This window comes from Denitrobacterium detoxificans (assembly GCF_001643775.1).
GTDB classification, from domain to species: domain Bacteria; phylum Actinomycetota; class Coriobacteriia; order Coriobacteriales; family Eggerthellaceae; genus Denitrobacterium; species Denitrobacterium detoxificans.
Window position 1 is genome coordinate 1,889,405 of sequence record NZ_CP011402.1, and the last position, 22,756, is coordinate 1,912,160.

At 57.8% G+C, this 22,756-nt stretch carries 11 protein-coding genes; 1 reads left to right on the forward strand and 10 read right to left on the reverse strand.

Annotated elements, in window-relative coordinates:
* Positions 1–197: 197 nt before the first annotated feature.
* The 9 genes from AAY81_RS10260 to AAY81_RS07805 form a co-directional block, all read right to left on the reverse strand.
* Positions 198–4,526, reverse strand: coding sequence for a leucine-rich repeat domain-containing protein (locus tag AAY81_RS10260; protein WP_082867924.1), 4,329 nt, complete (start codon positions 4,524–4,526; stop codon positions 198–200).
* A 42-nt stretch (positions 4,527–4,568) separates the two neighbouring features.
* On the reverse strand, positions 4,569–6,494 hold the full coding sequence (locus AAY81_RS07770; protein WP_066663549.1) for an Ig-like domain-containing protein: 1,926 nt from the start codon (positions 6,492–6,494) through the stop codon (positions 4,569–4,571).
* Complete coding sequence (locus AAY81_RS07775) at positions 6,494–7,786, reverse strand: ABC transporter substrate-binding protein (protein WP_066663552.1); 1,293 nt, start codon at positions 7,784–7,786, stop codon at positions 6,494–6,496. The genes AAY81_RS07770 and AAY81_RS07775 overlap by 1 nt, the downstream gene beginning before the upstream one ends.
* Positions 7,787–7,793: 7 nt before the next feature.
* On the reverse strand, positions 7,794–8,597 hold the full coding sequence (locus AAY81_RS07780; protein ID WP_066663555.1) for an ABC transporter ATP-binding protein: 804 nt from the start codon (positions 8,595–8,597) through the stop codon (positions 7,794–7,796).
* A complete protein-coding gene (locus tag AAY81_RS07785) occupies positions 8,597–9,703 on the reverse strand; it encodes a FecCD family ABC transporter permease (protein ID WP_082867925.1) in 1,107 nt (368 codons plus the stop codon). The genes AAY81_RS07780 and AAY81_RS07785 overlap by 1 nt, the downstream gene beginning before the upstream one ends.
* Positions 9,700–10,068, reverse strand: a complete 369-nt coding sequence (locus tag AAY81_RS07790) for a DUF2149 domain-containing protein (RefSeq protein ID WP_066663557.1) — start codon at positions 10,066–10,068, stop codon at positions 9,700–9,702. Before AAY81_RS07790 ends, AAY81_RS07785 begins: the two co-directional genes overlap by 4 nt.
* Complete coding sequence (locus AAY81_RS07795) at positions 10,068–10,880, reverse strand: MotA/TolQ/ExbB proton channel family protein (protein WP_066663559.1); 813 nt, start codon at positions 10,878–10,880, stop codon at positions 10,068–10,070. The genes AAY81_RS07790 and AAY81_RS07795 overlap by 1 nt, the downstream gene beginning before the upstream one ends.
* A gap of 200 nt (positions 10,881–11,080) precedes the next feature.
* A complete protein-coding gene (locus AAY81_RS07800) occupies positions 11,081–17,128 on the reverse strand; it encodes a hypothetical protein (RefSeq protein WP_156501507.1) in 6,048 nt (2,015 codons plus the stop codon).
* 577 nt (positions 17,129–17,705) lie between these two features.
* Positions 17,706–19,085, reverse strand: a complete 1,380-nt coding sequence (locus AAY81_RS07805) for a sodium-dependent transporter (protein WP_066663564.1) — start codon at positions 19,083–19,085, stop codon at positions 17,706–17,708.
* Between the two features lie 210 nt (positions 19,086–19,295).
* On the opposite strand from AAY81_RS07805, the gene asnB reads away from it, so the two are divergent.
* On the forward strand, positions 19,296–21,263 hold the full coding sequence (gene asnB / locus AAY81_RS07810; protein ID WP_066663567.1) for an asparagine synthase (glutamine-hydrolyzing): 1,968 nt from the start codon (positions 19,296–19,298) through the stop codon (positions 21,261–21,263).
* 71 nt (positions 21,264–21,334) lie between these two features.
* Here the strand turns inward: asnB and AAY81_RS10265 are convergent, their stop codons facing one another.
* Positions 21,335–22,606, reverse strand: coding sequence for an N-acetylmuramoyl-L-alanine amidase (locus AAY81_RS10265; protein ID WP_169815805.1), 1,272 nt, complete (start codon positions 22,604–22,606; stop codon positions 21,335–21,337).
* Positions 22,607–22,756: the final 150 nt, after the last annotated feature.

Genomic DNA, 22,756 nt, shown 5'->3' on the forward strand with positions numbered 1-22,756 from the left:
TTGAGCTCGATTTAAGCAACGCACTTTGCACGCGTTCTCCCATCCTGCAACTCCTTCCTTTATTCTCATCCGCGTTTCTTCTTTTTTGCGGATAATTACCAATGCACGAATGCCTAGGTCCTCAACACCCCCTGCAGAGAATTACCTCTTCAGAGAAGGCAATCAATCCATGCTAGGCCACCGTGATGACCAAATCGCTACAGGCCGTACCAGCCAATACCCTCGGCACGCCAGCCAACCTTCACGAGCATGTCATTCTCTTCCTTACTCGTGGTGTAGTTATGAGAACCAGACTGGGCGTTGGGGTTGTACTGCCTGTACAATGCAACGGTCTTGGCATCGTCGGAATACCAGCCGATGCCCTCGTAGACCCAGCCGACCTTCACCAAGCCGTCGCGCTCCTCCACGCTTGCCGTGTAGTGATGGTCTCCCCCATTCGGGTTGTACAAACGATACACGGGCGTGTTGCTACTCGAGGGCGCCGTCCATCCAATGCCCTCGTAGACCCAGCCCAGCTTCACCAAGTAATCGCGCTCGGACGCGCTTGCCGTATAGAAGTGCTCGCCGCCATTGGGGTTGTACAGACGATTCATGGGCACTGCTTCCGCCACGATGGTGAACTGCGCCGTGGCGCTTCCCGTCCACGACCCCACGCCCGCAACGGTAATCATGGCGGTTCCCACGTTCACGTTGTTGGAATAGGCAAGCGTATAATCCGTGCCTTCGGCAAGAACCGTGCCGCCCACGCTTACCTCCACCGTAGGCTCGATGGCGCTGCCCGTATAGTCGTACGTAGACGCATCGAAGGAAATCTGCGCGTCTTCCAGGCTAAACGGCACCAATGTAAAGCGCTTGCCGCCATTCGTGCCAGCCACATCGTCACTATTCGCTACAACAAGCTCACGCACGGCAGTCGCACTCGGATAGCACGTAACCGAAACGCCATCGCAATCTGCAAACGCGCCCTTGGTCCTGCTCGTCGCAATGTTCGAAGGCAGAGAGGAATCCTGCGTAAGGAACGTGAGCGAAACGAGCCCCGTGCAGCCCTTGAATGCCGAAGAGTCCAAAACGTCAACGTTCTCGGGCAACGTAAGACTCGTGATACCCGTGCAATATGCAAACGCGTGATCGCCAATGGTGGTGAGCTTAGAGCCCTCGGCGAACGTCACCTCGCTCAACGTACCACCGTAGCTGGTGTTCGCCGAGCCAAACGCGTAGTTTCCGATGGCCGTTACCGTAGCGGGAATAGACACGGCATGAACCTTCAGCTTTGACGTATTGGCAAGGTCGCCCTTGTAGTTGGCCTCGAGCTCGCCGCCAAAGGCATTGCTGGCGATAGACGTCACCTCGTAGGTAACGCCATCATGATCAACCGAAGCGGGAATGACAATGTCCACGGAATCGCGCTGCGAATTTACCTGAAGGCCCGTAACGGCCGCCGTTGCGGTTACATCGTCGTAGCTATAGAGCAACTCGTACACGGGAGCATCGATGATCTGGAACGACCCGGAAATCGTGCCCGTATAGGAACCCTTGCCCGTAGCGGTAAACGTTGCCGTACCCGCTTCCACATTATTCTGGTACTCAATTTCGTAATCGGTTCCACACGTAAGCTCGGCCCCACCGTAATACAGGGTCACAGGCGTAAACGCCGTTCCATCGTACACCTGATCGGGGGCGCTGTAGGTGGCATACGCCAGATCGAGCGCCTCGCCCGAGTCGGTGATATTGAAGAACATGTTTGCGTAATTCGAGAAGTTGGAATTCGCCACGAAGCGAACCGTCACGGAGCCAATCGTCGTACCGCCGGCAACGCCCACGTTATTCGCATGCGCAGAAGACGCGCCCTCATCATCGGAATTCGCATTGCCGTACACGAGTCGATAATCCACGCCCTCTACCAGCGTATGCTCTACGCCGTTTATCGTGCACGTCACGCCCGACACACTGGGTTCAACAGGCGTTCCGCCCGCGTACGGAAGCGTTGTAGAAGGATGAAGCGCTTCGTCATTCAACGTGGACTTTACCCACGGATACGTTTGCCCCGCATACTCCAACACGACGTTGTCGAAATCGCATTCGGTCATGATGCTTATGGGCTTGATGCGATACGTGCCCTTGGCCTGCGTACCCGCCTGGAACTTGGTAGACCCCTCAGCAGGCTCGATAGTCACGGTATACGCGCCCGCGTTCGTGGGCGCATTCACCTCTTCGCCCTTGGAGTTCTTCACGCTCACAATGCGATATTCGGAAGGATCGAGCTGAACGCTGCCCGACATTACCTTCAAAGATGCCTCCGTGGGCATCTGGGATTCGTAATTGAAGGTCACCGCATCAGCCGTAACCTTGCATGAGGCAATGCTGCCGGCAACAATGCCATACGACACGCCCGAGATGGTGCCCGAATACGCCCCCATGCCATGCACGGTAGCCAGATACCCCGAGCCCAGCTCCACGGCTCCCGCTTGGGGCTCAACGTAGTAGTCGACATTCTGCACGAGTTCCTGCCCCGCAAGAGTCACACTCACGGTGGGCACGCTTTCCCCACCCGTATACACGGCGTCTTTCGCTACCACGGCAGTCCCCGCGGACAAATCAGTTGCAGACGACCAGGGCGAATTCCACGAAATCATGGGATAGCCCATGTTCGCGTCGTAGCTTTCCGCATCGCCATTGGAAGCGACCCAATACGTGCTCCACGCCCCTGCATTGCCCACGGTATTCAGCAGTGCGACGGCATCGGCGGAACGCAGCTGCTCGGTCGTGTACACCACGTTATTCGACGCCGAACCCGACGCCTCCGTCTCGCTTTCCTCGTCGCCATATACGCAATTGTCGTTTTCGACCATGCCCCGCACCAAAATGTTGTCGTGCACATAGCCTTCATTCTCGCCCACGATGCCGCGCTGGCGCATGCCGCTCTTTGCGATGATGGTGCCCTCGTTGTAGCAGCCATAGCATTCGGGAATGGGCGAAGAGGGCTCGTAGACATTCGTGGCCTCATCCTTCTTCTCGTAGGGAGTGAGGAAGCCCGCGATGCCCGCCGCGTAATAACCACTCGCCACGTTCACGTCACGAGTAGACTCGTTGCTCCAAGTGGCGCTCATAATGGTGGCGAAATTCGCGCAATAGCACACATCGCCATGCGTATTGCCCACAATGCCTGCGGGTGCGGGCTTGTTCCAGCGCGTCGCAACCACGTACGAACGAACTTCAGTCGTGGTATCGCCCGAGGTATACGTCTTGTACATGTTCATACAACCCGAAATGGTGGTATAGCTACCCGAGGCGCCAACAACGCCACCCACGGAATTCAGGCCATACAAGTCACCATAGTTCACGCAGTCGGAAACCACGATGGGGTCATTCTCGTTGCCGTCGTCGCCCGAGGCAATGCTCGTAACGTTGTCGCACTGCATGAAGTAGCGCAAAGACCCCACGATACCGCCCACGCTCGTGCCATGCTCGGCGCGAATGTACCCAACATTAGACACGCTGCCATTCGAGGCCTGCCTACCATTTACGCAATTGGAGACGGAACCCTGGCTATATCCCACGATGCCACCCACGGCCTCGCTGCGTGCATACGCGGTGCTGCCGAAACGATCGACGCCCGAGGTGCTCGGCGTATCGACGGTGATCTGCGCCGTATTCACGCAACCCGAAATGCTGCCATGTTGCGACGCTTCGGCCTCAACCGCCTCCTTTGACGTTCCCACACGCGTCTCATCGCCGCAGAAGCCTGCGACGCCGCCTACGTACTGCACAATGCGCGAAGTCTCCAGGTCGGTTTCCGGCGTGGTACCCGACGATATGGTAAGCGCTCCGGCATTCGAGCAATTGGTTACACTGCCAGCGCACGAACCCGCTACACCACCTACGTAGCCCACCATCTGCAGGGCGTCCTTGGTTTGCACCGCATCAGACGACACCCGCACGGAAGCCGCATTCGAGCAGTTGGACAACGAGCCGCCACAATACCCGGCAACCATGCCCACGTGATTGAACACAAGCGTGTCGCTTTCCGCCACGAGGCTTGCATTCGAGCCAACGGCAACGTTGCTTACGTCGCCACCCACATACCCAAAGAAGCCCCGGTAACTTGTACGGTCGATGGCGTCGGCATCGCTGGTGCCCACGCAGATGCGGAAGTTGTCGAAGGTGCTTCCCCCGCCATTGAACGACCCAAGGAAGGGATGCTCGGCGCTACCAATGGGCGTCCACGACATGCCACCAAAGCTATACGACCCGTTCCAAGACTCGGCCACCGTAACCGTGGCCCCCTGGAACGTAACTGCCTCATCGGCCACGCCGTCGCCATCCACGTCGGCCGTGCCATTTACCAAATTGGCAAAGCCGCAAATGTCGCCCACCGTGCTCAGCACGTAGGAGCTCTGGCCTGGCGTATACCAATCGTACGTGGGGTCGGTCGACAAGGCACGCGCTACACCCACGCCCACCACCAGGCACGCCGCAGCCAAGGCCAACGCCAAAACGGCTGCCATTCCTCGTTTCACTACGCTCATCAGACATGCATCCTTCCCACGGACCCTTCCGCCTTCGATACGCTATTTGACTGCAACGCCCTTTGGGCTGCGCACCTGCATGCGGAATCGCACGAACGACTCCACGCCACCCGCGGCGACAAGCCCCGCCGCACTGGGCAGTGCAAAGGGCTCGAACGGGTTCTCGACATCCAACTGATCGGCAATCGACTGGTTATTGCTTACCGCCTGGAGCACCGACCAGGCACGCTCGTTGGCGCTTCCATCCTGCGTCTCCGCTTCCTCTTCGGAAGTGGAAGCGGGGGTGGTATCGTCGGCGGTTCCCTGCGCGCCGCTATCAGCTTGCTCGGTAACATCCGAGGCGTCATCTTGCCCAGACGCTTCGCCCGCTACCGTAGCGTTGGCGGAATCGCTGCCCGAACCACTCGTCGCATTTGCCGAGGTACTCCCCCCTTGCGATGAGCCAGAATCGGCGTCGTCGCTTCCGCTCCCCGTTCCTTCCGAGGAGCCATTCGTTGCCGGTGGGGACCCCGCCAAGACGATATGAATCGTATGAATCCACTTGATCTGCTTGCTCGTGGTAGTGCCACCATCCTGCGTGGCGCCGAACAGCAGACGGAAACGCGTTGCGTCGGAAAGCTCATCGGCGGAATACACGGTGCACGAATTGACCGCTTCCTTCGAATCGATGGCGATCATCGGCCACACGGGCTCCGCCTCGGCATAGCTGCCGATGTCAATATTCGGGTAGAAGTAACGGCCCGTCTCACCCAGCAATGACCAGCTGATCGTAAAATCGCTGTCGTACGCCTTGACCTGCAGGCTCTTCACGCCGCCGCTGGTATCCACCCCCGCAGCCTCCAGCACGTCATACAAGTTCGGACCACGACCGGTAAGCGTAATGTACGAGCCGCCACCCAGGGCGGTATACGCCTTTACGCTCGTGCCAAGGGCCTCGAGGTCCCCCACTGTAAACGTCTTAGAAATGGCAATGACGCCCGGCTGGGTCTCCCATTCGGCTTCGACGGTAAGCGTGTCCTGCGGGTGGGCGTCGCTACCCTGGCCGTTGTCGTTTTCGTCGGGCATGATAACGGCAACGCTGCCACTCACCAGCGCCCCGCTTTCACCAGCCGTAGACGAGGCCACCACTTCATTCGTAGCAGCCACCGATGGGCGATATATGCCCTCTTCGCTTACGGTGCCAAACGCACCCACCGTCACGCTCCACGTAAGATCGGGGAGCTCGCCGCCCGTCTGCGAAGCAAGCCCCGACGCAGGCGTAACCTGATAGACCGTGCTCGCGCCCGCAACGGGGTCGTACACCGTTACCGCAGCCTGCAGGTCCAATTCGGCCGTTGCCAACTCGGAGCCCTTGGGAAACGAATACGATCCATCGATGGGGACGCCGTCTTCGCCGCACACCACGATCTTGGTTACGAACGGCGCGGTATCTTGTCCGGTAATGGTGACGTTCACCTGGGCTTCAAGCGTGGAGCCATTCGTCTCGCCCGACTTCGTGGTAGAGCACGTAACCGTAACGGTGCCGTTGGCCTTCGCCGTGAGTTCGCCGGAACGGGCGTCGATCGTTGCCACGCTTGCGTCGTCCACGCTCCACGTCACATTGGAATACCCGCCCTCGGAAGAGCCATCATCCCAGATGGAAAGGGCGTCAAAGTCAATCTGACCGCCCCGCGAGCTAATCTCGGCAGACCCCGCCTTGCTCGTGGCGTAGGCATACACCGTACGCGGGCTGTCGTGATCGTAGATGCCGATATCTTCGACGTAATGCGTCGTTGGCTGCGTAGACGAACCACCGGAATCGCCCGATGCGCCCGTCTCACCCGATGCGCCCGTCGAGCCCGATGCGCTCGAAGAAGCGCCTTCACTCGCGTCGGAAGACCCAGCCGCAAATGCCCCCTGAGCGCCCCACGTGAGCGAAAACGTCAGCACAAAAGACAGGGCTATACGGCAGATAGAAGAGAGCCTCATTAGTCGGCACCCGCCTGACGTTGCGTAAGCGCATCACTCGACAGCCCGCTCGACGATGATCCGCTCTGTGCGCCATCGCCCGAATACGTATACTTCGCCTGTCTTCCCACGGGAGGATAGCTGTTCCCCAGTAGGTCGAGCGCCTGATCGACGGTGATATCGCACCAGTACATACGACTATAGAAGTCGCGCGTAACATCTACCATGTCGACATCGTAGGCATCGGGGTACAGCATATTGGCCAACCATTGAATGCCGATGAAGCGATTGACTCCCGGCGGACGATCGAGCCACGCAAAGGGAGCATTGGGCATGGTATACACACGCTCGTTCTTCACCGCGCGAATGCCCGCCCAGGTATCCTTCGTACGAATGATTTCGTCGGCACCGCCGCGAATGGCGTCATCCCAAGCCACGATGACCTCGGGGTCCCAAGCTATGACCTGTTCGAGCGACACGTTGCTCATGCCCAACCCCTGATTGGCATCCACCGCAGCGACGTTCTTCGCACCCGCCACCGCAAAGGCGAGAGCATGTTGGCTTTCATCGGGTTCCGTTTGCAGGCCCAGCGGGCCCTCTGCATAATACACGCTCACGCGCTCCGATTCCGGCACCGTGGCTACAGCGGAAGAAACGTTCTCGTAGACATCTTCCAGATAGGTCGCAAGTTCTTCGGCGCGATCGGCGCACCCCAGGATGTCACCCAGGAAGCGATACGCCTCGGCAATGCGGCTGAAGCTGCCATCGACCAGGACTACGGGTATGCCCGTCTGGTCCTGCAGCTTTTCCGCTTCCGAGATATTCGACGCCGTAAGGTCGGTGCCCGAGATGCTGAAGACCACCTGCACGTCACGCGCAATGAGCTCCTCGCGGTCGATTTCCCCATTGGAAGACAGACTTCCCAAGTTGGGTAGATCGGCCATGTAATCGGGCATCATGGCAAGCTCCTGCTGCGAAAACGTGATTGCTGTTCCCGCCTGAAGCTGCGGAATGAGGCTGAACACGAAAACCTGCGCCAACGCGCTCGTGAAGTAAACACGCTCGAGCGAGGAGGCAACCGGCACCGTCACTTCACGCCCCGTATGGTCGGTAATGGTGCGCTCGCCCAGCAACAGCTCGTCGCCAGCAGCAGAGCGACACCCCGTAAGCGCCGAAAGCCCACCCAGCGGCAAAGCAACGGATAGCGCAAGCGCACCACCAAACTGAATGAACCCGCGACGCGACATGCCGCACGCGTTGGGGGTACCCCCACCCACGCTGTTTTCGCTCACCAGAGACGCGTTCGCGCTCATCTTTCCCCTATGCACTGCAGAACTCCTCCTCGTCGGCAGGCACGCATACGCGCTTCAACCGACCGTCTTCCAAACGCACATCAAGCACATCGACCCTCGTCTGGTAGATGCGCTGCAGAACCTCCGTCGTAATCGTTTCGCCAGGCGTGCCCTCGCAGAGCTTCCGCCCCGCATCCATAACGACCACCTTGTTTGCGCAGTACAGCGCATGATCGGGGTCGTGGGTAACCATAACAACCGCCATGCCGGCACGCGCCAGCTTGCGCATGCGCGCAAGCACCAGCTGCTGATTGCCGAAATCGAGACTGGCAGTGGGCTCGTCCATAACTAGCAAGCGCGGCTGCTGGGCCAGCGCGCGGGCAATGAGCACCAGCTGGCGCTGGCCACCCGAAAGAGCCGTATAGTCTTCGCCCGCCAACCCCTCTATGCCCATCTGGCACATGGCATCGAATGCAATGCGGCGGTCCTTTGCGGAAACGAACGAAAGCCTGCTCAGGTAGGGGGTACGCCCCATAAGGACCACGTCGCGCACGGCAAAGGGAAACGGCGGCGTATGCTCTTGCGGAATGTAGGCGAAGCGACGCGCCAGCGCGCGCTCATCCATGGCGAGCACGTCTTCCCCGTCCATGGAAACGCTCCCCGCCGTGGGGTGCAGTAGCCCCATCGTGTTCTTCAGAAGCGTGGTCTTGCCGCAACCGTTTGCGCCAATGATGCAGCAGAATTCACCCGCCTCCACGCTGAAGCTCACGCCGTGCAGTATTTCTGTAGCGCCATACGACGCATGCAGATCCTTCACTTCCAGCAAGGCCATTACTTCCACCCCCTCATGTTGTGGCGGAAGATGATCACGAAGAACGGGACGCCCATAATGGCGGTCAGGATGCCAATGGGGATTTCCACGGAGAGCATCAATCGGGCGATATCGTCCACGATCAGCAAAAACGTGGAGCCGATAATCATGCTGGCAGGCAGAAGCACCCGATAATTGGGCCCCACCACGGCACGCGCCACATGGGGCACCACCAGGCCCACCCAGCCTACAATACCCGAAACGGCAACCGAGCAGCTTACCACCAACGTGCTTGCGAAAATGACCACCAGGCGCACCAGGCGCGTGTTGATGCCCATGCTGCGCGCTTCCTCGTCGCCGAACGAAAGCACGTTGAGCTTCCAGCTTTCCAGCAACAGCAATGCGAAGCCGCCCAACATGGGAAGGATAATTACGGCCAGCTGATCGGCGTCTTCGCTCGCAAAGCTGCCCATCAGCCAAAACGTGATGGAGGGCAGCTTGTCGTTCGCGTCGGCCAGCAGCTTTACGACGCTCGTGCCGCTCTGGAACAGGGTGCTCACCAGAATGCCGCCCAGCACCAGGCCGAGGATAGGGTCGTACCGCACGAGCTTGTTCAGCCACACCGCCAACCCCACGGCCAGCATGCCGCCACAGAAGGCAAAGAGCTGAACGTAGGCATTCGGCAGGTCGAGCAGCAATGCCAGGCACGCGCCAAACGAGGCGCCCGCGCTGGCGCCCAAAATGTCAGGCGAAACCAGCGGGTTCTTGAACATGCCCTGATAGCTGGCGCCGGCAACAGCCAGGGCCGCACCCACCAAGAGCACCACGCAAATGCGCGGAAAGCGTATCTTGAACAGCACGTTTTCCAACGTTCCATCGATGGGCGCACTTGGGTCGATAAGATGCGCGAAATGAGCTATCACGCCCTGGAACCATTCCACGGGCATGACGGGGTACCTACCCAGCATAAAGCTGCCAAAGAACACCACCACGAACGCCGCAACGATGCCCAGCTTCACCCACGGCGAGAGCTTGCGATTGAGAGCACGCTCCGCCTCCTGGGCAAGATGTTCTTCTATGATGCGCTCCTCTTGCGCGGCTGCTGATTCGCCTCTTACTTCCGTCATTCAGAGGAACCTTCGCTCGAAGAGGAATCGCTGGAACTCGCACCGTCGCCGTCTTCCAGCAAGTAGAGCTTACCCGTATGCGGGTCCTGATACACCGTACCCTTTTGAATGTACCCGCTTCCGCTGCTATCGGGATCTTGCAGCTGCTCAATATCGGCGTCAGAAACTTCCTGGGATTCGTCGATTTCGACTTGCGTAGCTGCGGAAATGTTAACGTTGTACGCCACCACCAGTGCAACCAGAATGCCGCACGCAAACACGAGCATGGCGTCGCTTAGGTTGGCAAGGCCTGCAAGGGGGTCGCTTTCCGCGTGCATTCGACGCGTGTGTCGGAACGAACCGGCATCACCATAATACCCGGCCATTATGCCTGCGCCTTTACGGAATCGTGCGCCATTTCCTGCGCCAGAGGCTCTGCATCGGGAACCTTGGATGCTCCCACCGCGCCATTGGCGAACACGATGGACGCAGCAGAACGATTTGTATCCATGGTCGTTTCACCAGGCTGTTTAACGTCGGGGCCAAAATCCGCTTCGCGCATATCGCCAATCTTCTGCAGCATGGTGGCCATGGCGGAATCGAGCGCCGTCATGTAGTTCTCGTACCAACCACGGCGGACCTTCGCCACGATCAGGCAAACTACAGCGGTGGCCAAGCCCGCAACCGTCGTGTCGAACGCAACGATAATGCTCTGCGAAAGCGACGTGACGTCACCCGTTCCCAGCGCCGCAATGCCCGGACCCAGCGGAATCAACGTGCCCATAAGGCCTAGCATGGGAGCAACCTTCGAGGCGATGTCGTTGCGACCCACCACCTTATCGCGGCGCGCTTCCTCCTCGGAGACAGTGCGACGAATAAGCGCCAGCAAGCTATCCCCCGGCAGTGCGCGGTACTCGTATACGGTGAGTAGGGCATCCTTCTGACGATTCAGAAGGCCCGACGTGCGAACCACCTGCTCGATCTCGTTGGGGGCAGCATCGTTGAGCGCTGCAAGGAACTGGGGCATCGTTACGTGGAAATGCCGCCGCTCGATAATGCCCTCCACCACTACGCTTCCGATGCAAAACAGGGCATACCCCATAAACACTAGCAAGAGAACGACATCGGGCAGCAACAACGCCTGCGACGCATCGTGCAAAATAACGCCCAAATACGTCTGATTTGATACAACATCCATGCTATTTCTCGTCCATTATTCATCGCTACGTATAATGCACGTCGCAGTATATTCCTGTTTCTAGATAATGTCTATCATGCACTACCTATGATTTCGGCGAAAAACGCCCAGCCATGAACAAGGGACGGAGGGCATAAGGAAAGGGCCCCGGAGGGCCCTTTCCAAGGAAGGTACTCGTTCGTGCGATTAACGAGTGGTGGTTAGCTAACTACGGCAACAGCATACCAAGCAGTGCCCTCGTCGCGCCAACCAAGCGAAACAAGATGCTTATGTTCGCTTTCGCTGGTGGTGAAGTTATGCGAACCAGAAGTCGCATTCGGGTTGTACTCGCGCAGTACCTTCACGCCCATGGCGTCATCGGAGTACCAGCCGATGCCCTCATACTTCCAGCCAGCCTTCTTCAGCATGTCGCGCTCGTTGACGCTGACGGTGTAATGATGGTCGCCGCCATTCGGATTGTACAGGCGATAGACCGGCGTATTGCTGCTGGAAGGAGCATACCAGCCAATGCCCTCGTACTGCCAACCAAGCTTCTTCAGGTTATCGCGCTCGTTGGTGCTCTGCGTGTAGAAGTGCTCGCCCGAATTCGGGTTGTACAGGCGGAACATCGGTACCGACTCGACGATCTTGAACGTGCCGGTGGCCGTGCCCGTATAGTTGCCCTTGCCCGTTACGGTAATGGTGGCTGTGCCCACTTCCTTATTGTTGGAGTACGCAACCGTGTAATCGGTGTTGTACGTGAGCGTATCGGAACCCATCTTCACCGTGGCCGCAGGCTCCAGCGGAGCACCCGTGTAGGCCATGTTGGAAGCCGTCACGGAAGCCGTGGAGATGTTGGCCTTGGCAATTTCGGTATCAAGCTCTACCGGATCAATGTCATACCCGGTCGTGCCTTCCAGGCCATCGACCCAGCGATAATTATCCGTATCGACCAGCATAGCAATAACGGTGTATTCGTTAGCGTCAATAGCGGTAGCATCCTTACCCTCGGGGAAGGTTGCATCGGGATCAGGCAGACCCGTCATGTGAAGGCCGCCATCGTACACGCCAAGCGTATAGCCCTCGCCGCCCTTCACGAGCGTCTGGGCGGTGCGGTTGTACACCAGGCCCTCAACCGCCTTGGGCTTGATGACCTTATAGCGGTCGATGGTGCAATTCAGGTGAACTTGGCCATCGAGATTGCCAACGAGATTCCAAACGTAATTATCCGAATAGAGCGTCGCGGTAATCTCGTAATCGCCCGCATCGGTAGCAGTGGCATCAGTGCCCTCGGCAAGAGGCTCGCCAGTGCCCACGGCCAGCTGATAACCCTCGCCGCCAGCAACCATCGTCTGGGCTTCGCGGTTGTAGGTCAGATCCTCAACAACCGTGGGAGCCGCAATGGCCTTCGGGGTAACCGTAATAGTGCTCACCCTTACGCCGCTCGCCTTGTCGGCCCATTCGGTGTTGGCCGTGTCGTCGAGCGAGGCAACTACAGCGTAGACGCCTACGCCATCAACCACAACGCCATCCTCCGTAATTACGGGGCTACCCGCAGAGGGAGTAAACGTGTAGTAATCGCTTGCTTCAAGCGCAATCTGACCATCGCGGACGTATTCGAGCTCAAGCGTCTGCTCGGGAATCTCGATGGGCTTCTTTGCGATGACCGCATCGAATTCCTGATCGATGATGGCGCCATTAGCCCACATGTAGTGGTCGGGGTCCACCAGGGTTGCAGAGATGCGATACGTGCCCGCATCCGTAGCCAGGACGTCGCCCGTAAGCGGGTTGAGCTCGGCACCGGCAGCAATTGCCTCGGCGCTGGGAACGAGACCGTACTCACCCAGACCGCCTTCCGCAATTACCTGCTCTTCGCCAGAAAAGACGAGCTCTTCCACTCCAGCGGGAACGGGAATGCGGCCCTTCGAAATCATGGCATTAATGGTCTTGTTCTCGGTGGTGCCATCTTCCCAGACGTAATTGTCCGAGTCGACAAGCTTCGCAGTGACAACGTAGTTCTGATTCTCTATAACCACGGCATCCTGGCCCGGCTCGAGCCATTCACCATTGTCAATCTTCAGCTGATAATGCTCATTGCCAGGAACGATGACCTGAGGCTCACCCGTGTACTCCAGGTTGGCAACGGCCTCGGGAATGGCGACCTCATCCTCGCTGATCTCGACGTCGTAATCGAGGGGGTCGATGCTGGGCTCGGGATCATCATCCCACGCATAGTGCTCAGCAAGCGTAGCGGTAATCTCGTATACGCCAACCTCGGTTGCGATGGCGTCGCCCGTCTCCGGATCGATGGTCACGTCGGGATCGTCGGTGGAAAGCGTGTAGCCCACACCGCCCGCAACGAGAACCTGGGGCTCGCCCGTGTAGGTAATCAGCGGCTCATACTCAGGCTTGTCGATAACAATGCGATCGATGCTTACCGCAGCAACAAACGGCTCGGTGTCCGGATTGGGCACGCCAGCCCACGCATAGTTGTTATCGAGCGTAGCGGTAATCTCGAACTTGCCAATTTCCGTGGCAATTGCATCGCCCGTTTCCTCGTCGATGGTCACATTGAGGTCATCGCAGGAAAGCTCGTAGCCCTCGCCACCCGCAACGAGAACCTGGGGTTCACCCGTGTACTCGAATGAAGAAGGATCGGGGATGGGCTTCGTAATCTGATGGCGCGCAATTTCATCGTCGAAGACCTTGGGGACTTCGGGATCTGCGCCCGTCGCCCATTCATGGCCCTCGTCGAGCACGGCAGTAATGTGGTAATCGCCGGCATCCGTGCCAACCAGGCAATTCGTTTCGGTGTCGAGGTCCACGATGGGCTTGCTATCGTACACGAGCGAATAACCGGAATCGGTAAGCGCCGTAACTACGCCCGTATCGGGATCGGTCGAGTACTCCAGAATCATGGCGTCGCCCAAGTCGACGAGCGGCTTTTTGTCGCCATCATAGACATATGCCTCATGCTCGATCTTCGTAGGAGCAGGCGTCAGGATCTTCGTGATGGAAACTCTAAATTCACGCGGATCAGTAATCGGCGTCAAGACCTCGTCGGACCACACGTAGTTATCCGCATTCTCGCGATATGCAGTGATGTCATAGTCGCCAACGCTCGTTGCATACAGTTTGCCATTGTCGTACGTGACATTGAGCGGATAGGTAAGGAAATAACCCTTGTTCGTGTAGGCTACCGTCTTGCCAGACTCCACGTAGGTACGCAGCACAACGGCGCCCTGAAGATCCATCAGCTCGATAGGCTCACCCGTCCATTCCGTAGTGTTGCCTTCAACGGAAACGGTGGGAACGGTAATGACTGCCTGGTCGATAGCAGGGTACAGCGGAATGGGATCCGTTGCGCTATATCCCTCGGGAGCATCGAACCACTCATAGTTATCGTCGAGATAGGCTTTAACGTTGCTGTAAACGCCTGCATCCTTGGCAATAAGCTGCCCGCCAGAGACATGCAAACCAGTCGCATTGTGCGGGTAGATGATGTAATACCCGCCATCCGTCTCCGCCTTATACGGGTCACTTTCTTCGTTTCCGGGATTATCAGCCGTAATCTCGTCGCCGTTGAGGTCGACTACCTGCTGGAACGCACCCGTGTACGTAAGATCATCGATAGCCTCGGGCACGAGCACGGGCTTCCTGGCGATATTGCCCGTTACGCTATAGGTAGCGATGCTGTTATCAGACCAAATGTAGTTGTCGTTGAGCGTCGCCGTGAAGGGGCCGTACGAACCCGCATTCGTTCCGACAATCTGCCCCTCGCTAACGGCAAAGTCAGCGTAGTAGGCGCACTCGAAGTTGTAGCCCAAATTGGTATACACATTAATCGCGGTAGGATTGGCGGGAACGTCATAGTCCCAACCAGTAACCATCCCTTCACCCAAGTCGATGATCTGCTGGGCTTCGCCGTTATACACCAGGTCGTCAATTGCCTTCGGCTTATCAACGGGAGCCTTGGCAATAGTAGCGTTGATCGTCTTATCCGCGCTACCACCGTCTGCCCATTCGTAATTGTCGTAGCCGCCCGCAATGGAGGCCGTAAATGTATACGTTCCGGCAGTGTTTCCGACAATCTCATTATTAACGTTAAGGCCAACAGCGGTACCCGGAGTAGCAGGTTTAGCCGTCAGCGCTATCGAATAACCCGCACTCGTAACAACAGGAACGTCAGGGAACGTAGCGCCAGAAGCGAAGGTTACACCGTCGCCGTAATCAATGACTTCCTGAGCGCTGCCCGTATACACCACGTTTTCAACAGCAGTAGGCACCGTAACGGGCTGCTTCTGGATAGTGCCAACAACCGTAAATTCACCCGTGGAGCCATCGGGCCACGTAGTGTTCGTCGGATCAACTAGATTTACAAGGATGCCGTACGAGCCAGCATTCACCGCATTGATGGTATTGGCATCGAAATCGACGGTAATCCCAGAGTTATCGAGATAGTAAATCGTATAGCCCTTATTCGTGGATACCCACTTATAACCGTTGTAGGGGCTGGTGCTGTCATCAACAGTGCCGTGACCGATAAACACCGTGCCCTCTTCGAAGGTATACAAGCTCAGAGCGGCGCCGCTATACACGACATCTTCCTTCGGAGTAGGCGAAGCAATGATGTCCGCAATGATGGTGGTCGAGACAACCTTCGGAGCAGTAGTGCCGTCGGCCCAGGTAAAGCCATCCTTAAGCGTAGCAAGAACGTTATAGTCGCCCAGGTTTTCGGCCATGAGGGTCTTACCCTGATCGCCAACGCTTACGGATTTCTGATACTCAAGCGTGTATCCGGCATCGGTGTCGGCAACAACCTTCGAGTCGTACTGCACGGGCTCACCAATGACTTGGCCGCCCTCCAGGCTAATGATGCTCTGCTGGCCGGCGTAATCGAACACCGGGGCAATGGCAACAGGTGCATTCGGGGCCTTGTTGATGACCCACATATCCTTGGACTCAAGGTACGTGCAAACATATCCCTCTTCGATTGCCTGATACGGAATCTTGTTGTTGCTCAACACGTTCGCATGAACCAGAACCGCCAAGAGATCTCCGCCAACCGTATAGCCTTCGTGGCCGAGAATCTTCGTTTCGTTTGCACTCTCGCTAAATACCTCAACGGAGCCGGGCAACTCAGCATAAATGCCGTACTGATTGTCGGCTAGAGTTCCCACCATCGAATTATCCTGAACGACCGCCGAACCGCCAGTAACGGACAAGCCGTATCCCCCATCCGAAATCACCATAGAGTTATCGACGATAAGATTGCCGCCGTACACCACCGCGCCAGGAGCGGTAGAAGTGGAGTTGACATACACATGCGTCAGAGAGACAGACGCATTGCCTTCGACCATAACGCCAGCGCCAGCGGAGATAATCACAGGACCGGAAACATCAAGCGGAGAGACGGAGGAGCCGTTGGTGTTGAGCGAGGAGCTGCCCCTCAATTCAACCTCGGCACTGCCCGATGCGTAAACGCCACCGTTAAGATTGCCGTCACTCATGGAGAAGGAGCCGGCAACGGAAACAGCAAATATGCCGTTGTCCGCGGACACCGTGCCATCACGCATGACAAACGAACCGTCTTCGCCAACCATGATTGCGGCTTCGTCCCCGGCGTCCAGGCCGGTAACGTTAATTTCGCCCGAGTCGAGCGTGAGTTCGCCCGCCTGGATCGAGATAGCGTCGTGACCGGAAGCGGTAATCTTGCCGCCATCCGCGGAAGTGGAAATGCTAAGAGCGGCATTGTCGCCAGAGACAACCCACGCCTGAGTATTCATATCGAGCGTCTTGCCCTCGAGCAGAAGCGTGATGTCCTTCTTAATGAGGGCGTCGCTGGTTTCCGACGAATTACCAATCATGGTGATGGTGGCTTGCGTAACGGTATCGTCTGCATCGATGGCAGCAATCGCTTCGGCAACCGTTACGTAGTACTGGTTATTCCAAATGCAGGAAACACCTACCACGTTATCCGCGGGACTGAGCTGAGCATCGCCCTCGCTCGCGGGCTGAAGTTGGGCAGCGCCCTGAGTTGCAGCCTCATCAGGATCTGCCTGCGTTGTCGTATCTGACGAAACTGACGTTTGCGCAATATCAACCGATTCCTGAGCGGAAAGCTGCGCAGCCTCTTCCGCTACTTGTACCGAAGCTGGTGGAGCGGATTCAGGCTCGACGGCATGCGCCTGATACGGAACGATGGGCGTGAAACCCACCACCGTAACAACGGCCATGAAAGCGCTTAGCACCCCCTTGGCGAATTTCATACGCGAGTTGCGTATGCTTGCAGACCCACTCATTCGATCACCTTCCTCAATCGCACGGACCCAACCCCCATAAGCAAAGGGCGATGAACGATGGAATGCAGGTATAGAGCGAGCGGCAGAAAAGCTCACTCTGCCCCCTTCATACCAACTTCACAATTGTAGCATCATCTGAGGTGGCAAAAGTCCCAATTCGTGGATTTGCTAGCACATTTTTTTCGTTACGGAACCGTCATTTTAGAAATAGTCGCGCAGTTCACAGGATTCCTATAAACCGTACTTTATCAGGGGAAATGATATCGTTCCGATTGCATACTATGCGAATCCGAAAGAATCACCTTCCCCAATCGCGGTAACAAGGAGACAAGAAGGCAACCAACACCCACTCACATCAGGGCGAACAGCGAAGCGCACGAGCCCGGCGCACCCACCCGCAAAACAAAAGAGGAACGCGAGGGAAAACCTCACGTTCCTCTATGGTTCCAGCAACACGCGCCGTGCGAGCAGCGGAGCGGGTGCCCCGCCGGGTTATGCGCCCCGCCGCCCGGGACGACTCGCAGATCGCCCCGGGCGGAAAGGGTTAGATGCTAAAGAGCCCAAACTGGGCGCCTACGTAAGCGACCAGGATGATGGCCAACAGGATGGGGCTGACGTACTTAATCATGACCACCCATACGCCTTCCAGGCGGAACTTGCTGGAGCGCTTCACTTCTTCGACGATGACCTTCGGCTTCACGATCCAGCCAACGAAGATGACGGTGAGCAGGGCCACGATGGGCATGAGCACCGAATTGGAAATGAAGTCGAACAGGTCGAGCAGCGTGCTGCCCTCGCCCAGCGGCTCCAGGAACGAAAGCCCGTTGTAGCCCAGGTTCACGAACACGCCGGCGATGACGACAACGAGAATGGTGACGATAAGCGACTTACGACGCGTCCAGCCCGTGCCGTCGGCGATGATGGAAACGCAGGCTTCGGCCAGGGAAATGGCGCTCGTGAGAGCGGCGAACAGCACCAGCACGAAGAACGCGAAGCCAATGATGGGGGCGATGCCGCCCATCTGCTCGAACACCGTGGGCAGCGTGATGAACATGAGGGAAGGGCCACTCTTCGCAGCTACCGCTTCCGCGGAACCCATGGCGATGAACGCAGCAGGCACGATCATAAGGCCAGCCAGCGTGGAGACTACCAGGTCGGTACCGCCGATCCAGGGAACGCTGCGCGTGAGGCTTTCCTTCTTGTCCAGATAGGAACCATAGGTGACCATAATGCCCATGGCCAAAGAAAGGCTGTAGAACATCTGGCCGAGCGCGCCAATGAGCAGTTCGGGCGAGAACTTGCTGAAATCGGGCAGCAGATAATACGCCAGACCGTCGGTAGCACCGGGCCAGGTAAGCACGTAGATGGCAATGGCCAATGCCGCCACCAGCAGCAGGGGCATCATGATGAGGTTTGCCTTTTCGATGCCGCCCTTCACGCCCAGCGACACGATGAGGAACACCACGGCCATGAACAGCAGCATGAACACGAAGCTGCTATCGGGGCTGGTGATGAAGTTCACGAAGAACGTGCCGCCATCGGCGATTTCGGCAGGAGAATTCACCAGGTAGCTGGTGGCATACTTGGCAACCCAGCCGCCGATGATGCAGTAGTACGGCGTGATGATAAAAGGCACGGCAGCAGCAAGCACGCCGATGAATGAATACTTTTTGCCAAACGAGCTATACGCGCCAATGACCGACTGCCCCGTCTTGCGACCAAGGGCAATCTCGAGCAGCAACATGGAAATGCCGAACGTGAAGACAAGTACGACATAAGTGAGAATGAACATGCCTCCGCCATACTTTGCCGCCAGGTACGGGAAACGCCACATGTTTCCCAGACCCACGGCGCTTGCGGCAGCGGCGAGGATGAACATCCACTTACCCGACCAAGACGAGCGCTCCTTCGCGTTCTGCACCATATAAAATCCTTTCCTATGTAAGCATCCCGTTATTATATACAGAGTAATGCGTCTACACCGATGCGATTCTATTCCGCGGTGAATTAATAAAGCCGAAATACACATAACAATGCACCCGCGCGTAATATGCAGTTTTACCCCGTTTTAACCACTCGCGAACGCCAGCGCGGTACCATATCGCACAGCAATCGAATCGAAGGAGTTCTGCCTATGTGCGGCATCTGCGGTTTTACCGGCGCAAACAAGCGTTCCGATAGCACCGAAACCCTAAAGGCCATGTGCGACATCATGGCGCATCGCGGCCCCGACGGAGAAGGCCAGTACATCGACGGCGATATCGCATTGGGCCACCGCCGCCTTTCGCTCATCGACCTTGCGGGTGGCAACCAGCCCATGGTGCGCTCCACTGGCGAGCACGAGGCCATCATCACCTCGCCCGCGCGCCAGCTGGACGGCACGCCGTGCGGCACCGAAGAGGACATGCTGGCCACGGGCGATTTCGCCATCGTATTCAACGGCGAAATCTACAACTATCGCGACCTGCGCGCCGAGCTTGAAGCAAACGGCTGGACGTTCCGCACCAACTCCGACACCGAAGTGCTGCTCACCAGCTACCTGGCCTGGGGCAAAGACACCCTCACGCGTCTGCGCGGCATGTTCGCATTCGCCATTTGGAACCGCGCCACCGGCGAGCTCTTCTGCGCACGCGACTACTTCGGCATCAAGCCCTTCTACTACACGCAGCAGCAGGGCCAGTTCATTTTCGCATCGGAAATCAAGTGCATCCTGGAGCACCCCGCTTATGAACGCCAGCTGAACGAAGAGGCGCTGGCTCAGTACCTGTGCTTCCAGTTCAGCGCCCTGGACGAAACGTTCTTCAAGGGCATCTTCAAACTGCCGCAGGGCCACTGCCTGACCGTTCGCGCGAATGGCGAAGTCGAAGTCGAGCGCTGGTGGCATCCCACGTACAACTTCGACGAGAGCCGCAACGAGGCCGACACAGTGGAGGCAATCCACGAAGCCATGCGCGAAAGCGTGCGCTACCACAACGTCGCCGACGTAGAAGTTGGCTCGTTCCTTTCCTCGGGCATCGACTCCAGCTACATGGCTGCGCTGCTTGCCAAGGAAAACCCCGACATCCATACGTTCACCGTTGGCTTCGCCGAGTACGAAGGCGAGCGCGACGAGATCTCGTGGGCCAGCGAATTGGCCGATGAGCTGCACATTGCCAACGACCACAAGCACATCACCGAGGAAGAGTACTGGGCCAGCCTACCGCGCGTGCAGTGGCACATGGACGAGCCCTCCGCCGACCCCAGTGCCGTAGCCCTGTACTTCGTGGACCAGATTGCGGCCAAGAAGGTAAAGGCAGTCCTTTCGGGCGAAGGCGCCGACGAGTTCTTTGGCGGATACCGCGTATACGAAACGCCGTGCGCCAACGCGCGTTTGTCTTGGTGCCCCAAACCGCTGCTGCGCGCTGGCGCCGCCGTGCTGGGCAAGCTGGGCATTCGCGGAGCCAACTACCTGCGCCGCGCCAGCGAAAGCGTGGAAGACTGGTATTACACGAACGCAAACGGCGTCGCGTTTTCCCAGGCCGAACGCGCGAAGCTGCTGAAGCACCTGCCCGAGAGCCTTCCCACGCCGCAGCAAGTGGTGGCCAAGGCCTACTCCGAAGTTGCCAACATGGACGAGACCACGCGCATGCAGTACGTGGACACGCAGTTCTGGCTGGTGGGTGACATTCTGTTGAAGACCGACAAGATGGCCATGGCACATTCGCTGGAAAGCCGCGTGCCGTTCCTGGATACACAGGTGTTTGGCGTCTCCGCTACCATCCCCACGCGCCTGAAAGTGAGCAACGAGCAGAGCAAGCTCACGCTGCGCCAGGCCGCCGAGCGCGCCATCCCGCAGGCATGGGCGCAGAAGCAGAAGCTTGGCTTCCCCGTTCCCGTGGTGGGCTGGCTGCGTCAGGACACGTACTACAACCAGGTAAAGGAATGGTTCACCGGCCCCGAAGCGCAGCAGTTCTTCAACACCGACGAACTCATGCGCTTGCTCGACGAGCACAAGGCCGGAACGCGCGACAACACGCGCAAGATCTGGATCATCTTCATGTTCCTCATGTGGTACCGCATCTACTTCGTTGACCGCACGGTACCCGAAAAGGTTGTTGCGTAACGCAACGACGTTCATGCGACTTGTAGGCCTCGCTTCCCCTGGGAGCGAGGCCTTTTCATGGAAGGCGTTGACTACGCGGCACCCACGGCATACCAGGCAATCTTTTCGTCGCGCCAGCCGAGGCCGACAAGATTCTTGTGCTCCGAGGCGCTTGCCGTGAAGTTGTGGGCGCCCGACTTGGCATTCGGGTTGTATTCACGCAGGATGGTCACCGCCTGAGCGTCGTCGGAATACCAGCCAATACCCTCGTAGTTCCAACCCACACTCACCAAGTGGTCGCGCTCGTCTTCGCTCGTGGTGTAGTGATGGTCTCCCCCATTCGGATTGTACAAGCGGTAGACTGGCGTGGAGCTTTCCTTCGGGGCCACCCATCCAATGCCCTCGTACACCCATCCGGCTTTCGCCACCGTATTGCGCTCGCTTTCGACTGCCGTATAGAAATGCTCGCCCGAATTCGGATTGTACAGGCGATACATGCGATTGGTCGTACGAGAATCATAGGCATCTGCCCACGATTGCGCATCATAGCCGTAGTATTCCATGACGCCGATTGCATCAGCATAGCCAAGCTTCTTCAACCACGACTTTTGCTGCAAAAGGGGCCCGTCTTCAGGGCTGTCCACGTACATATGCTCAACGAGCACCGACGGTAGGTTGTTCTTGCGCGGGATACGCAGCATGCCGTAATAGTCTGTCAGCGATCCGTCGGGGTAGTAATCGCCGCTCGACAGGCGAATCTTCAAGCCGTTGTACGCAGGATCTTGCGGATGCACGCCCGCAGCCTGCAACTGGGCGGCAATCTCCTCGGCAATGGCGCGTGAAGGCGTCGCCGTACGGGAAAGCCTGTATCCGCTTTCCACGTACTGGTGATACACCTGATAGCCCGAAGCCCCTATCGTGTCTTCGCCCTGGGCGTTGTTGTGCAGGCAAATGATTACGTCGGCCCCCGCCGCCACGGCACGTGCCGTACGCTCGTTCAAGGAAACCGTCTCGTTCTTTCCACGCGTAAGCACCACGCGCACGTTCGGATACTGCACGAGCTTTTCCTTGCAGTATTGGGCGATTTCCCAGTTCACATCCTTTTCCACAACGTAAGACACCGCGCCATTTTCGCTGCCACCATGCCCGGGATCGAGCGCCACGATAAGCGTGCGATCGCTTCCGTACGAAGAGGGAATGGATTGAATGGAAAGGGAAAGCCCGTCGTCGCCCTCGTCGACAAGAGAAACATCTTCGCCGTCGGAGGAGTAGGCATCTTCGGGAGCATATTGCTCAGCCGCGAACGCCACGTGCGGCTCGAAGGCAAGAACGAACGCGAGCGAGCACGCCAAACACAACGCCAAAGCACCAGTAAAACGTGCAAACCAACTCAATGTACGCATGCCCACTCCCAACCCATATACTTCCCTGGCCCGAATATACCACTCCCCGAACCGGCCTCATCCCACGTTCGCTTGGCAAAAACGCGAGGCAAAATTGCAAAAATTCGTCGT

Excerpts from the sequence above, each read along its gene's own strand:
- AAY81_RS07800 (WP_156501507.1), bottom strand. The coding sequence starts at position 17,128 with ATGAAATTCGCCAAGGGGGTGCTAAGCGCTTTCATGGCCGTTGTTACG.
- AAY81_RS07775 (WP_066663552.1), bottom strand. The coding sequence starts at position 7,786 with ATGAGCGCGAACGCGTCTCTGGTGAGCGAAAACAGCGTGGGTGGGGGT.
- AAY81_RS07770 (WP_066663549.1), bottom strand. The coding sequence starts at position 6,494 with ATGAGGCTCTCTTCTATCTGCCGTATAGCCCTGTCTTTTGTGCTGACG.
- AAY81_RS07790 (WP_066663557.1), bottom strand. The coding sequence starts at position 10,068 with ATGGCCGGGTATTATGGTGATGCCGGTTCGTTCCGACACACGCGTCGA.
- asnB (WP_066663567.1), top strand. The coding sequence starts at position 19,296 with ATGTGCGGCATCTGCGGTTTTACCGGCGCAAACAAGCGTTCCGATAGC.
- AAY81_RS07795 (WP_066663559.1), bottom strand. The coding sequence starts at position 10,880 with ATGGATGTTGTATCAAATCAGACGTATTTGGGCGTTATTTTGCACGAT.
- AAY81_RS10260 (WP_082867924.1), bottom strand. The coding sequence starts at position 4,526 with ATGAGCGTAGTGAAACGAGGAATGGCAGCCGTTTTGGCGTTGGCCTTG.
- AAY81_RS07780 (WP_066663555.1), bottom strand. The coding sequence starts at position 8,597 with ATGGCCTTGCTGGAAGTGAAGGATCTGCATGCGTCGTATGGCGCTACA.
- AAY81_RS07805 (WP_066663564.1), bottom strand. The coding sequence starts at position 19,085 with ATGGTGCAGAACGCGAAGGAGCGCTCGTCTTGGTCGGGTAAGTGGATG.
- AAY81_RS07785 (WP_082867925.1), bottom strand. The coding sequence starts at position 9,703 with ATGACGGAAGTAAGAGGCGAATCAGCAGCCGCGCAAGAGGAGCGCATC.